Source organism: Sulfurovum lithotrophicum, from assembly GCF_000987835.1.
In the GTDB taxonomy this organism is placed as follows: domain Bacteria; phylum Campylobacterota; class Campylobacteria; order Campylobacterales; family Sulfurovaceae; genus Sulfurovum; species Sulfurovum lithotrophicum.
The window spans coordinates 1,032,940-1,046,563 of sequence record NZ_CP011308.1; the positions used below are offsets into that span (position 1 = coordinate 1,032,940).

Below are 13,624 nucleotides of genomic sequence, written 5' to 3' on the forward strand. Positions count from 1 at the left end.
GCCCTTATATTTTTTTACGGTATTATATCGAAAATACTTTATAGAGGTACTGCACGAGATGAAACGACTCCTATTTCTCCTACCGTTCCTGCTCTGTGCGGATGAAGATTTTATCTCTCATTATGAGTATGGCGAAATGCTCTATAACCAGCCCCGTGGTGTGAACTGCGCCGAGTGTCACGGTGAGAGCGGTGAGGGGAAAGTCATTGTCGAGTTCAGGGATATTCACGGGAAAAAGGTCCTCAGAGGCCCTGACATCCGAAAAGAGAGCCTGGCCTCCATGATCAACTCCGTCAACAGCTACCATAAGATTATGCCCCGCTATTACCTGACTGATGAAGAGGTAAAGGCGATCTACGATTATCTGCAGAAAAAAAACAGTGAATATCTCGATGAGAGTGAAGAGGGGAATACAACGAAATAGGTTATAATAATCCTTTAGTGAACCTCTAAAAATTTATAGAAGGACTTTGATATGCATCTTCACAGAACACTCATTACACTCTCTTTGACAGCCACTATGGCTTTGGCCTCTTCTCTGGCAGTCTATCAGGATAGTGCCGTTTACGGTTATATTCCCAAAAATACCTTCATCGGTTTTGCCAAGAATGTCAAAGCCAAATGCAAAGGATATGAAACCGCACTTCTGACCCAAATAAACTGTCCTCCGGAGGACAGACTCTGCAAAGAGCTCAAAAGTATGAAAAAGACGGCACAGGAACTCAAAGCGGTACAAACCAATATTGCTTTGCTTAACACATTCGTTTCTCTGCCTCAACCTGCTTCTCTCGATGCCCAAAAATGGATAGAAGCTGCAAAACGTGTCAGTGAGGAGCAGGCTAAGCTCTCTATGGATGATACACGTCTTAAAAATACGCTTCAGCTACAGTCACAGGCTTTCAGAAAACAGGCACCGGTACAGAATGCACTTTATCTCTCAAAAGAGTGTACAAATGATCTTACCCTTGAACTGCCATATGGACAGGTTGCCTTTTCAACCTATTATGAGGCACAGATGGAAAAGGACAAAGAGATCGAAGTAACGCAGTATCTTTCGGTAACGAACCGCAGCGGTATAGATATGGAAGCGGAAGATGCGATGTTCTACTACAGAGCTGCACACCGTAGAGTATCGCCTGTACATTTCTCCCCCTGGATCGTAAGCAAATATATACCACGTCCCAAACCTGTGTTTGTCAAAAGAGCTCTCAAAGGAATGGTGAAAAGTGATGAAGCAATGCTTTCAGCAGTTGCCGAAGTGAATGCCCCGGCACCGGTGGCACAGTACCTTTCTGCAAGAGAATACCGGGTCAAAAATTTGTCTCTGCCTTCAACGGGTGAACCGGTCAATGTAAAAGTGACTTCATGGCGTGCACCGTTACAGTGTGAAGTGCGCGCATATCCCTATCGCATGACTACCGCTTTCCATGTCTGTTTGTTCAAGCCCAAAACACAGATAGAGCATAACCTATGGAAGGTAAAAAAGGGAGACACCATTTTAAACGACCGTGCTGTTGGAGAGTACGACAAAGAGGCTTACCGTCTCTATACGAAGGTGGATCTCGATGTGAAAATTGTAAGAAAACATCTGGTCAAAAAAGAGAGAACGACCGGTATCTTTGGAAGTACGGTGCGAAAGAAAGACGGATACACACTTACGTTGACCAATAAATCTGATAAAAAAAAGATGCTGATCGTCACGGAACGTATACCGACCTCTACAACAAAAGAGATAAAAGTGAAACTTCTGGATGTCAAGTCAAAGAAAAAAGTAGACTATAAAGTGCTGAAGGATGGTGAAGTGGAAATGAATGTGTCACTTGATCCGCATGAAACGAAGAAGATAGAAGTACTGTTCGAGATATCTTACGATAAAGATTTGAAAATAAGTTATTAGGAGAGTTTGAAAGTGCAGGCGGGATGCCTGCATCTAAGTCTTAGCGAGGTGTTACGTTCTCAGCCTGTGGGCCTTTTTGACCTTCACCGATTTCGAATGTTACTGCCTGACCTTCTGCAAGAGTCACACGACCGCCATTTTCATTGTTCACTTGACGGAAATGTACGAATACATCGCTTCCACCATTCTCTTGTTGAATAAATCCGTAACCTTTTTCATCGTTGAACCATTTTACTGTTCCATTTACTAATTCTGCCATTGTTATACCTTTGGTAATTTAAATTTGTGAAAACATTTAAATAGAGAGTCTTTCGGGGGTCTTGCAGGGCCTTAACACTAACATAACACTCAAAAGATGAACTCGATCCTCATCTTTCATCGGGTATATTGTAGCTTCTTTTCTTAGAGTTAAGCTGATTTTATCAAAAAATTTTATGATTTTTGATATTTTTATTATATTTATGGCAAAAGCCAGAAAAAAACTTTGTCTTCATCGCCCGATGAGATCATAGCTTTTTCATTGATGAAGAGGATCTTGGTGGGTGTGGCATAGTGGCCTACAAGACGATCACCCTTACTTTTTGTTGCCGGATTGAAAAGCTGCAAATGATGTTCTATGCCACTGGAGTAGACACCTGTAGTTGCCTTGGGGCTTAATCCCACACAATAGACAAGGAAATCGCTCTTGAGATGGTAGGAGTTGTCACTGTCTGTAAAATAAACCCCGACACGTCTGTCCTGACCTGCCGTAAGAATGACCCCGTTGGCGTAAGCTACTTTATAGATGTTATCCACGTGTTCTTTGTCGTACACCTGGTCGATCTTTGAGGTATTGACATCGATAATCCTCACGGCACCGCTCTCATCGGAAATGACCATTTTGTTCTTATCATCGCTGAGTACCATGCCGCCCATGGTACTTTCCGAGATATGTTGTTCATATATGCGGTAGCTCTCAAGATTGTCATAGAGGATAACATCCGACCCGAAAGTACCGAAGATGATCTTCCCTTCTTTGTTGAAAAAGGCGTTCTTTGGCATGATATGCTGATCCGAACCGATGATCTTCCTGAGATGCCCATTCTGTTCGATCCATACTTCCCTATAGGCGTTGGAAGCAGAGGTGACCAACAGGGTTTTGTTTTGGTATCTATCGATGGCATGTATGCGTGAAGGAACTTTGCCATTCTGTACTGTTTCAAGAGGAGGCAGGATGATCTGCCTGACGATCTTTTGGCTGCTCAGGTCGATCACATCCACTATGCCTGCATCGGTAGCGACATAGAGATAGCCATGATCTTCCACGAAATCACTTACGAGACCGGAAACCTCTATGGTAGCGACCGGCGAGATATCTTTGGCCCAGGTCGTAGATAACAGTAAAAAAAGCAGGGTGGCAAATCTGAACATGAGAGATTATAACATCTTATTGTGTGAGGAGCATGGACTTGAGGAACTCTTCCCGTTTCTCTATGCCAAGCAGGGGTTTTCTTGTCAGGTCAGGGTAGCTGCCTCCTAGACCTTTCCCGTCATCACCATGGCAGCCTCCGCAGACACTGGTGTAGAACATGGCGGCATCTTTGGGGTGAGGCTCTTTGCATTCTCTTCCTGAAAGCTCTAGCACATAACATGCGACCTTCGGTGCATCTTCTTTGGAAACAAATCCTCCCTCCATAATCTCATTCTTTTTAAAATGCAACTGACTGGAGCCATGGTTGATCACAGTGATAATGTACTCTTTGGCATAGGCAGTACTGTCTATGCGTGAAAGTTCCTCTTCCAGATGATCATGTTGATGCTCTCTGACATGCATTGTATAGTTAGGATTGACAGTTGTATCGACATACTTTTTTTTTGGAGTGGAGAATCGGGAAAGATAGAGAGCATAAAGCAATATAGCGATCACAAGCAAAGGGAGGAAGAGATTTTTCATAAATGGTATCTTAATTTAAATGTCACAGCAGCTGCCATAGCATCACATTGCATGCTATGGGAACTGCAAGAAATACAGCTTGTTTTGTTATTAAACGATCTGTGACAGCTTCAGCATAATGTCATTGATCTCTTCACCGGCCTTTTTCGACATTATCTTTGCTTCGGCCTTGGATTCTCCGTAAAGATGCCAGAACTCTTTTTCTGCCGCTTCGAGTGTGTCTTCAAGGTCCAGTTTGGCCAGATGTGCTTTGATCTCTGCCAGATCGAACTCCTGTGCGGTATTTCTCGAAATGGTTAAAAGGAAACCTTCCGCACTGTCACGGACATTTTCAAGGATATCACGTGCTTCCATCAGTGCCAGGTCACCCTGTACCTCAGCTTCTTCTCCAGTTTCTTCTAATTTCTCTTTTACTTTTGCAAAATATGATTTAAGATCTTTCCACACCAATTTGGCATCCTCGGAAAAATCCTCGCTCATATCTTCTATTTTCTCCTCAAGTACATCGATACTTTTCTTAGCTGTTTCAATGAATTCCTCATATTCTTTTTTCATGGTTTCTCCTAATAATTGAAATCTTCCTTATTATAACATGCTATTGTTAACTGTTACCTCAAATCCAGACATAGAAATTTGGGCTTACACAACATAAAGTAAAATAGCAAAAAAATGCAAGATAGACCCCAGCATTACAAAGAGATGCCAGATGGTATGGAAATGGGTAATACTGTCCTTAATATAAAAGTAAACACCGCTACTGTATGCCAAACCACCTGCAACGATAAGCCAAAACCCTATGGGATCGATATGTGCTTTAAAGGTAGAAAAGTCAAGAACGATCAGCCAGCCCATGACAAGATAGGCGATCAGGGAGAGCAGTTCAAAACGGCCAACATAGATGAATTTCAGTGCGATGCCTATAACGGCGATACCCCATTCAAGTCCGAAGAGCACCCATCCTGTCGTACCACCGATGGTAAGAAGTGCAATAGGTGTATAGGAACCTGCGATCAGTATGTAGATAGAGGCATGGTCAAAAATCTGAAAAAGATGTTTGGCTTTGTTATGGGTGAGGGCATGGTAGAGGGTTGAACTGCCGTATAGTACCATGAGTGATGAACCGTAGATCGCTGCGGAAGTTATATGCAGGGCACCGTGTCCGTGCATTACCGCAAACGTGACAAGTAGTACCAGGGCAGCGATGCTCAAGGTAAAACCGATACCGTGTGTTACGGCATGCCATATCTCTTCGATGAGAGCAAAATTATTGACTTCATTGCTCATAATTTCATTCTACCTATTCCAGCATACGAAGCCAGACATCTACATCGGCATCACTCGGCATCTTCCAGTCAGCTCTTGGACTGAGAGAAATGGTTCCTACTTTAGGGCCGTCCGGCATACAGGATCGTTTGAATTGCTGATTGAAGAAACGTTGCAGAAAGATCTTCAGCCACTTGGTGATCGTTTCTTCATCGTATTTAATATCAAACGCTCTCATCGCAAGAAATCGGATCTTGTCAGGCTTTGCACCATACTTGATGAAGTGGTACAGAAAGAAGTCATGCAGTTCGTAAGGCCCAACGATCTCCTCTGTCTCCTGAACGATCTTGTCATCACTGTGCGGCAGCAGTTCAGGACTGATGGGCGTATCGAGAATATCATCGATGATATCTGCGATGGCTTTATTGGACTTGTAGTATTCGATCACATATTTGATGAGTGTTTTCGGGATGCCGGAGTTCAGTGCATACATACTCATATGATCACCGTTGTAGGTGCTCCAACCAAGGGCGATCTCGCTCAGGTCGCCGGTACCGATGACCAGTCCGCCTTCCTGGTTCGCCATGTTCATCAGTATGGAAGTACGTGCCCGTGCCTGTACATTCTCATAGGTTACACTCAGCTCTTCGGTGTCATGTCCTATGGCTTTGAATTCCTGAAGTGAAATATCCGTAATGTCCACCTCTTTGAGTGTCACTCCCAATGCTTCACAAAGCTTGACTGCATTGGACTTGGTTCTGCTTGTCGTACCGAAGCCGGGCATGGTCACGGCAATGATGTTCCTGCTATCCCATCCCATCATCTCAAAAGCCCTGTGTGTCGAGAGCAGGGCAAGGGTTGAGTCAAGTCCGCCTGAAATGCCTATGAGTGCCTTTATGATGTGGGCATGCGTCATACGCTTGATCAGGCCGTGTGCCTGGATATGGATAATCTCGTCACATCGGAGCTTTTTGTCTGCATATCGGGAAGGAACGAACGGCGCAGGTGTGATGTCCCGTTGCAGTTCAGACATCATTGGCAAAGATTTTAGTTTGATGAGACGCGTTTTTTTACGTCTGCCGTCACTGTAGCTTGATTCATTGATACGCAGCCATCGCATACGTTCCAGGTCGATGTCGGCGGTTATCAGTGAACTTTCAAGGCTGAAGCGTTCATTCTGTGCAAGGGTAGCCCCGTACTCGGAGATGATGGCATGTCCTCCATAGACGGTATCGGTGGTCGACTCACCCACACCTGCAGAGCTGTAAACATAAGCAGCCATACATCTTGCACTCTGTGTACGGACCAGCTCTTCACGGTATTCGTGCTTGCCTATGAGTTCATTGCTGGCACTCAGGTTGAAGAGCAGGTTGGCTCCATTGCTTGCCATATGGTTGCTTGGCGGGGTCACTGCCCAGAGGTCTTCACATATCTCTACGCCGAAAGTCATATCCCGACCGTCGGTAAAGAGCAGGTCTACACCGAACGGTACCTCTTTTCCGAGGAGTTCAGTGGCGGTCCGTACAATATCCCGGCCGCTGACAAACTGCCGCTTCTCATAGAACTCTTTGTTGTTCGGCAAGTAGGATTTCGGGATAATGCCCAGTATCTCCCCTCCCTGCAGGACAGCAGCACAGTTGTAGAGCCTGTCTGCCTCAAGCAAAGCGATGCCGAGGATCACAATGGTATCGAGTTCTTTAATATTATTTAATATATATTGAATAGATTCATTCTGTGAAGCAAGCAGCGTCTGGTTAAGAAAAAGATCACTGGCAGTGTATCCGGTAAGGGTAAGTTCCGGGAATACAACGACACTGACCTCTTTGTCGGCTGCTTCTTTAACGAGTGTGAGTATTTCTTCAGCATTTTTCTGAGGGTTGGCAACCGTGGTTTTGTTGACTGCTGAGGCAACTCTGTAAAATCCAAACATCTAACACTCCATTAAATAAAATAATGTCGTGGCGAACGCCCTTGAAAGCGAAGCGATTCGAGAACCACGACGATTTTTTGCTTCGTTTTTTCTAAAAAAATGAAGAGAGAATAACGCCTCAATTCAAATGATTAGGAAATTTAACAGCAAAATATCAGTCTTTTTCAGCGTGAATTTCGATCCCCAGAATATCGTCATTCTGCTCGATCTTGTCAAGTACCATGAAACTCTCTGTATCGTCTTCGTCTATTGCACCGAATACCGTGTGAACACCGTTCAGGTGGGGGCATGGAGCAAAGCAGAGGAAGAACTGGCTTCCGCCCGTATTGGGACCGGCATGTGCCATGGAAAGAGAACCTCTTCTGTGCGGGTGGTTGCTTGTATCCGTCTCACAGTCTATCTGCCAGTCCGGTCCGCCTGTTCCGGCCATTGCGGGGTTACCAGTGGGACCAGAGTGAGGACATCCGCCCTGAGCCATGAAACCGGGGATCACTCTGTGGAACTTCAGGTTGTCATAGAATCCTTCATTCGCCAAGTGTGCGAAGTTCGCAACCGTGTTGGGAGCATCCTCCGGGAAAAGTTTGACCCAGATGTCTCCCTTGCTTGTCTTGATCTTTGCATATTGGTATGTTTCCATTACATCCTGCGGGATGTCATATCTTTTTGATTGTTTTCCAAACATGTCGTTTAGTCCTTAATTAGTTATTTTAGGCTATTATTATACCAATATTAATATTAGGGGTCATTACCATGGAACTGTGTGTCGCACTGGATCTGCCTTCAGCCAAAGAGAATCTTGCACTGGCGGAATCACTCAAAGCGTATAACGTATGGATGAAAGTGGGTTTCAGGGCCTACATACGTGACGGTAAACCGTTCATCGAAGCGCTCAAAGCTATTAATCCGGACTTCAGGATATTCCTCGATCTCAAACTCTATGACATACCCAATACCATGGCCGATGCGGCTGAAGAGATAGCCAAACTCGGCGTGGATATGTTCAACATCCATGCCAGTGCCGGAGCAGTTGCCATGAAGATGGTAATGGAAAGACTTTCTTCGTATGAAAAGCGCCCCTTGGTCCTTGCGGTGACCGCCCTGACATCGTTCAATGAAGAGAATTTCCGAATGATCTATGAAAAAGGCATCGATGAGAAGGCGGAACAGTTCGCCAGAATGAGTTTTGAGAACGGCCTGGACGGTGTGGTCTGTTCGACCTTTGAGAGCAGGGCGATCAAGAATGCCACAAGTAAAGAGTTTTTAACGCTCTGTCCGGGTATCAGACCTTTTGGAGAAGATGCGGGGGACCAGCAGCGTGTCGCGACACTGGAACTCGCAAATGAAGAGGGGGTGGATTTCCCTGTGGTGGGAAGGCCTATATACAAAGACAGCGATCCTAAAGGAAAAGTGGAAGAGATCCTGAAAGTGATCTCTACTTTTTAGTTTCGCTGCTTTGCTTCTTTTTAACCTTTGAGGGGTCTGCCATCTCTGTGGCGTTTTTCATTCCCTGAACCATAAAGTATGCCCCGATGGCAAACATGGCCAGAACGATAAGCGGTGCTATTTTTTGGAACATTTTACATCCTGAATTAATTTTTAAAATCATACTATAAAATAGCCGTTTTTAAGCTTGAGTTTAAGGCAAGTAGATTATAATCCCATCACAAAAACTACTACTGGACAGTTGGGTGAGTTGGCTGAAACCACATCCCTGCTAAGGATGCGTACTCGTAAGGGTACCGAGGGTTCGAATCCCTCACTGTCCGCCATTCAATCTATAAATATACCGTTTCAAAAAACTTCCCTGATTTTTTACAGACCTCTCTTACCTTTTCGTCTCTCTTCACCATTGTATTTATGATCGGTAAGATCACGGAAGTCATTTTTAAGGCTGACATTTGCCATTTTTTCAAACTCATTGAAATCCTGTTGTCTGACGGTAAAGGCAAGTTCGGTGACATGTATCATGCTACCTCTTTGAGAAATTGCCTCTTTTTGAAAAATGACATAGGCAGATTCAATCTCGGTACCGTTCGGGGAGTAGGCATAGTATAGAAATTTAGGTAGAAGTTCAAATTCATTTATCTGATCTATCTTGCTTTGTTTTATTTTGGCGATCTGATCAGTATCCGTACTACTGTTCTCTTCATTATAGCCGAAGTATTTGGAAGTGATGATACGGTTGAAGGTTCGACCCGGGTACTCAGGTTCGACTGTTTCTTCTTTTCTCGAAAAAATCTTTTTTAAAAAGTTCAGCATTTCTCTCCTTCGTATTTCATTTCCAATCATTATACATGATATCTTCATAAAAGAAAATACAACAGATCAACTTCTTATTTCAAGGAAATTCTTTGTGCTGATGTCATCCCATGGTTTGTTGAGTTTGTAAAAAGCTTCATAGCTTTTAAGAACGCATTTGAAGTCGTCACTTTTGGCACTTTCGTCCATCAGGACATCGTTCAGCGCCACTTTGGCCGCTTCCATCATCTCTTTTGGAAAAGTTTTGATCTGTACCGTGTCCGGCAGTTCCGCCAATGCTTTGGCATTTTTGTAGCGGAACTCCTGCAGCATATTGCCCGTCATCTCTTCACTGGCTGCAGTAATGATGGCTCTGTGCTCGTCACTGAGTTTCTCCCAGCGGGCTTTGTTGAAAGTGATCTCAAGAATGGAACCCGGTTCGTGCCATCCGGTGTAGTAGTATGGAGCAGCTTTGGCAAAGCCCATCATACTGTCAAGTGCAGGTCCGACCCATTCAGTTGCGTCGATGGTCCCGCGTTCGAGTGCCGTGTAGATCTCTCCTGCGGGAAGCAGTACCGGATTGACTCCAAGCCGTTTCATGACCTCACCGCCAAGGCCGGGGATACGCATCTTGAGACCTTTGAGGTCAGCAAGGCTTTTGATCTCTTTTTTGAACCAGCCGCCCATCTGTGGTCCGGTAGTTCCGCCTATAAGCGGGTAAAGGTTGAATTTTCCATAGAGTTCCCGCCAGAGTTCATACCCTCCGCCGAACTTCAGCCAGGTGATCATCTCTTCACTGGTCAGACCCAACGGCATACCGCCAAAGATGGAAAAAGCGGAGTTTTTACCTTTCCAGTAGTAAACACCGGAGTGAAAAGCATCTATCTGTGCGGCGGATGTGGCATCGAAGACCTGCATAGCCGGTACCAGTATGTTTTTGGCGAAGACCTTTATTTCCAATGTACCGCCACTGAGTTCTCCGCATCGTTTTGCAAAAGTGTCCACGCCTGTTCCCATAATGGGAAAATGCGCCGGCCATGAGGTTGCCAGTTTCAAGGTAACTTTTTTACCTTTATTGATGTTGGCAGAGCCTTTGCTTGCTGTCTCTTCAGCCCTGTGGCAGCCGGTGAAGGCAAGGGCGCCCGCACCCACGGCAGCAGTGGTAAGGAAGTCTCTTCGTTTCATGGAAAATGCCTCTGTTTTTTGGCTATTATAGCGAAAGAGGGTAAAAGATCCGGGTTTTACAGCAAGCCCTCAAACGTGGTATTGGCCAGTTTTTTCCTGATAACATTCTCTATCAGTCTCTGAACAATACCCTCATCATCGGGTTTCATCGTTTTGACCGCAGCAGCCAGAGCGCGTATATCGTATTGGCTTGGGTAGATCTCCGGGACCGGCTTCTCCAGATTTAGAAAATGGTATACAGCCATGATGGCGGAGCGGACAGAATACTCTACGGTGAAGACACAGTCACCCTCTATCTCACAGAACTGGCCCAAAAATGCAAGGTTCACACTGCCTTCCGGGATGACTTTCGGCCTGTCGCCTTTAACCCTGGGCATGAACTGGCTAGTAATATAGGGCATCATTGCGGGGATAACGATACACTCATCGAGATAGGCCTGCATCTCGTTCGCATCGATGCCGAGGTGATACAACAGTTCCTCCAGCAATTCCCTGCCGGAACACTCGCTCATCTTTTTGTCCATGAAATCTCCCTTATTGTCGGGGAAGAGGGCATAGGCCCATGCCACGGTGGTGTCGGCAGGCTGGTTCTTGAACTGCGGCTGTCTGTTGACCGTGATACTGAGCAGCCAGCTGGAATCTTTGACGGTGATGATGCCGCCTGTCGCGGTGCGGTGGGGAAGGAACTTCCGTTCGGCAAAATCTTCCAGGAGTGCGCGTATTTTCGTTCCCTTTGCCGTGATAGTGAACGATTCCCACTTTGTTTTGTCGATGTCGCTGCAGAAGACTTCCGGTTTGCCAAAAGCCTCATCTTTTGCCGCCACCTTCTTCCACAGACCCCATACTGCGCCTTCGCTTCTGTCCAGGACCGGTGCATTGTCCATATTGCCAAGCGAAGAGTTCTCGGTCATGGAGCCATTGGTGAAGAAGACGAGGTCTTCGGCGGATGTTTGCATCACTTCCTCACTGCCGTTTTTGTTCAGATGTATAGCCGTCACCGTTTTTTTATCTTCATTGATATCGATATCCAGGTCGGTCACCGTGGTGTTGAAAACAAAACTGACCCCTTTGGATTCCAGCAGTCTCTTCAGCGGGAGTATCAGAGAGTCATACTGGTTGTATTTGGTGAAAACAAGACCTTTCATCGTACTCATACCGGGCATCAGATGGATAAAACGGTGCATATATCGTTTCATTTCCACGACACTGTGCCAGGTCTCAAATGCGAACATGCTTCTCCAGTAGAGCCACATGTCTGTCTCAAAAAACGACTTGCCGAAATACTCTTCAACGGTTGCGGCACCAAGATCTTCTTCTTTTGTAAGCAGCAGCCTGGTCAGTTCATGCGTATTTTTTTCATGGAGCCCCAGATCGGTTCTGCGATGTTTTTCACCCCGGTTGTAAATGACCCTTACCTTGGAAAAGTTCGGGTCGATCTCATTGAGTTCTCTGAACTCATCCAGAATGGTACGTTCCTCTTCTTCGATGGAAGGTACCTGTGAAAAGAGGTCCCACAGACATTCGTAATGCGCTTCCATCTCCCTTCCGCCACGTGCGATGAAGCCATCCTCGGGATTGCCGGCACCGTCCATGGCACCACCGGCCAGGCTGCCTTCTTCGAAAATGGTGATCTGATTTCCCTGCATATGCCCATCACGCATCAGGTACTCCGCTGCGGCCAATGAGGCTATCCCCGAGCCTATGAGGAAGGCTCTTTTGTTCTCGATTCCTTCCGGTTTGCGTGTGTTGATCCGTTGATAATTGTTCATGATTGGCCTTTTGTATTTTGCTTACCAATATTGTAGCCATATCAACCCGGATTATCAAGATGGTCTTTTACCCAAATCCCGAAATAGAAATTCAGCACTTCTCGCCATCATCGCATCCATGGACTTTGCTTCATATTCATCACCGCACCTACGGGTGCGCCTCAAACATGAAAACAAACCCCATGGACACGAGCATGGCAAAGATTACAAGAATTCTATTTCGAGATTTGGGTTTTATGAATGTATGGTTGTTGCTATGTGGTGTTATTTGCCGGAGGAGTAATAGATATCGTCGAGAAATAGGGGCATCAGTCACCTGTTGAGCAGGATAAGTCCGATAATAATCAAAAAAGTAAAGGCTATCAGTATTTTGGTTTTAATCGGAGTATCTGCATTGTAGTGGGCATACTGGTTGCTGTGACAGCCTATACAGTGGTCACCGAAGTAATGCTCCCCGCATTTTACACAGGTTTTTGGTTCTTTTTTCTGCATGGAAAACCTTTTTCTCGTTGATTCCAATTTTTGCTAAACTCGCTACCTTTTTTTCTTATTGGCTACTATGGTTATTAACTTGCGTGCATTTCTAACTTCTTCTTTTAGTCTTTCCTCAATCCATACTTTTATGATGGACTGCCTTAACTGCCTTATATGTATAGAAAGCATACCTTAATTATATTTTTATTGTCAAGTACGGGATATGTAGCTTTAATCAAGCACACTGTACCATAGCACACACAAAGGAGTGAACAATGACCTGTCATATTTGCAACAAACCTGCAGAGTGCTTTGTGGATGAAAAGACAAAGATTACATACTGCCACTGTAAATCCTGCGAATATATTTTCAAGTCTTCTGAGTGTTACCAGAGTATAGAAGAACAGAAAAGCCGTTACGACCTGCATGAGAACGATGAGGACCATCCAGGCTACAGGGCTTACTTTCAACGTTTTCTTAACTTTGTGCTGCCACTGGTCGGTACACCGAAAACGGCACTTGATTTCGGCTGTGGCAGAAGCACGCTTCTGGCGTCGCTTCTGGAAGAGAAGGGGGTACACGGTGATTACTACGATCCTCTGTATCATCCGGCTAATCTTGATAATAGTAAAAAATATGAACTTATTGTATCTACGGAAGTTTTTGAGCATTTACATCAGCCAAAAGAAGTATTTTATTCACTTCTTGAGAGGCTTGAAGATGGTGGATATCTTGCGCTTCAGACACAGTTCCATCCCAATGATGAAACGGCATTTAAAAAGTGGTATTACCATCAGGACCCGACGCATATCGTTTTTTTCAGGGCGAAAACGTTCAGGGTATTGGCAGAAATGTATGGTTGTGAATTTGTAGGTGATAATGGGAAGAATATGGTTGTGATAAGGAAAGCGTAGGGAAGATAAATCCCCCCACAC

General features: G+C 45.1%; 16 protein-coding genes and 1 tRNA gene. 5 read left to right on the forward strand and 12 right to left on the reverse strand.

All coding sequences use genetic code 11. The features are described from left to right. Nucleotides 1-58: 58 nt before the first annotated feature. Complete coding sequence (locus tag YH65_RS05070; RefSeq protein ID WP_046550914.1) at nt 59-424, forward strand: c-type cytochrome; 366 nt, start codon at nt 59-61, stop codon at nt 422-424. A gap of 51 nt (nt 425-475) precedes the next feature. Continuing rightward, the gene (locus YH65_RS05075; RefSeq protein WP_046550915.1) at nt 476-1,897 is read left to right on the forward strand and encodes a DUF4139 domain-containing protein; all 1,422 of its coding nucleotides are present in this window, start codon (nt 476-478) and stop codon (nt 1,895-1,897) included. A 40-nt stretch (nt 1,898-1,937) separates the two neighbouring features. Here the strand turns inward: YH65_RS05075 and YH65_RS05080 are convergent, their stop codons facing one another. The 7 genes from YH65_RS05080 to YH65_RS05110 all read right to left on the reverse strand — a co-directional run bounded on the left by YH65_RS05080 (nt 1,938) and on the right by YH65_RS05110 (nt 7,705). Further along, nucleotides 1,938-2,156 carry a cold-shock protein gene (locus YH65_RS05080; protein WP_046550916.1) on the reverse strand — a complete coding sequence of 73 codons (219 nt, stop codon included), beginning with the start codon at nt 2,154-2,156 and terminating at the stop codon, nt 1,938-1,940. Between the two features lie 200 nt (nt 2,157-2,356). After that, nucleotides 2,357-3,307 (reverse strand): WD40 repeat domain-containing protein, encoded by a 951-nt coding sequence (locus YH65_RS05085; protein ID WP_046550917.1) that lies wholly within the window; start codon nt 3,305-3,307, stop codon nt 2,357-2,359. Nucleotides 3,308-3,323: 16 nt separating this feature from the next. Continuing rightward, nucleotides 3,324-3,830 carry a cytochrome c family protein gene (locus tag YH65_RS05090; protein WP_046550918.1) on the reverse strand — a complete coding sequence of 169 codons (507 nt, stop codon included), beginning with the start codon at nt 3,828-3,830 and terminating at the stop codon, nt 3,324-3,326. Between the two features lie 90 nt (nt 3,831-3,920). Further along, on the reverse strand, nt 3,921-4,385 hold the full coding sequence (locus YH65_RS05095; protein WP_046550919.1) for a hypothetical protein: 465 nt from the start codon (nt 4,383-4,385) through the stop codon (nt 3,921-3,923). An 84-nt stretch (nt 4,386-4,469) separates the two neighbouring features. After that, complete coding sequence (trhA, locus tag YH65_RS05100) at nt 4,470-5,114, reverse strand: PAQR family membrane homeostasis protein TrhA (RefSeq protein ID WP_046550920.1); 645 nt, start codon at nt 5,112-5,114, stop codon at nt 4,470-4,472. A gap of 13 nt (nt 5,115-5,127) precedes the next feature. Beyond that, nucleotides 5,128-7,023: an NAD(+) synthase gene (locus YH65_RS05105; RefSeq protein ID WP_046550921.1), complete on the reverse strand. Its 1,896-nt coding sequence runs from the start codon at nt 7,021-7,023 to the stop codon at nt 5,128-5,130. Between the two features lie 154 nt (nt 7,024-7,177). Further along, nucleotides 7,178-7,705 carry a peptidylprolyl isomerase gene (locus tag YH65_RS05110; protein ID WP_046550922.1) on the reverse strand — a complete coding sequence of 176 codons (528 nt, stop codon included), beginning with the start codon at nt 7,703-7,705 and terminating at the stop codon, nt 7,178-7,180. Nucleotides 7,706-7,773: 68 nt separating this feature from the next. Here YH65_RS05110 and pyrF point away from each other — a divergent pair, with 68 nt between their 5' ends. Further along, a complete protein-coding gene (gene pyrF / locus YH65_RS05115) occupies nt 7,774-8,466 on the forward strand; it encodes an orotidine-5'-phosphate decarboxylase (RefSeq protein WP_046550923.1) in 693 nt (230 codons plus the stop codon). Here pyrF and YH65_RS11470 read toward each other — a convergent pair. After that, nucleotides 8,456-8,599: a hypothetical protein gene (locus YH65_RS11470; RefSeq protein ID WP_154806469.1), complete on the reverse strand. Its 144-nt coding sequence runs from the start codon at nt 8,597-8,599 to the stop codon at nt 8,456-8,458. The two genes, pyrF and YH65_RS11470, sit on opposite strands and share 11 nt — an antisense overlap. A gap of 102 nt (nt 8,600-8,701) precedes the next feature. Here YH65_RS11470 and YH65_RS05120 point away from each other — a divergent pair. Further along, a tRNA-Ser gene (locus YH65_RS05120) sits at nt 8,702-8,792 on the forward strand. 43 nt (nt 8,793-8,835) lie between these two features. On the opposite strand, the gene YH65_RS05125 is transcribed toward YH65_RS05120, so the two are convergent. The 4 genes from YH65_RS05125 to YH65_RS05140 all read right to left on the reverse strand — a co-directional run bounded on the left by YH65_RS05125 (nt 8,836) and on the right by YH65_RS05140 (nt 12,707). Next, a complete protein-coding gene (locus YH65_RS05125) occupies nt 8,836-9,282 on the reverse strand; it encodes a hypothetical protein (RefSeq protein WP_046550924.1) in 447 nt (148 codons plus the stop codon). Nucleotides 9,283-9,348: 66 nt separating this feature from the next. Beyond that, nucleotides 9,349-10,446, reverse strand: coding sequence for a TRAP transporter substrate-binding protein (locus YH65_RS05130; RefSeq protein WP_046550925.1), 1,098 nt, complete (start codon nt 10,444-10,446; stop codon nt 9,349-9,351). Nucleotides 10,447-10,502: 56 nt separating this feature from the next. After that, a complete protein-coding gene (locus YH65_RS05135; protein ID WP_046550926.1) occupies nt 10,503-12,215 on the reverse strand; it encodes an oleate hydratase in 1,713 nt (570 codons plus the stop codon). A 312-nt stretch (nt 12,216-12,527) separates the two neighbouring features. Further along, nucleotides 12,528-12,707, reverse strand: coding sequence for a hypothetical protein (locus tag YH65_RS05140; RefSeq protein WP_046550927.1), 180 nt, complete (start codon nt 12,705-12,707; stop codon nt 12,528-12,530). Between the two features lie 257 nt (nt 12,708-12,964). On the opposite strand from YH65_RS05140, the gene YH65_RS05145 reads away from it, so the two are divergent. Further along, nucleotides 12,965-13,603 carry a class I SAM-dependent methyltransferase gene (locus tag YH65_RS05145; RefSeq protein WP_046550928.1) on the forward strand — a complete coding sequence of 213 codons (639 nt, stop codon included), beginning with the start codon at nt 12,965-12,967 and terminating at the stop codon, nt 13,601-13,603. Nucleotides 13,604-13,624 lie beyond the last annotated feature (21 nt).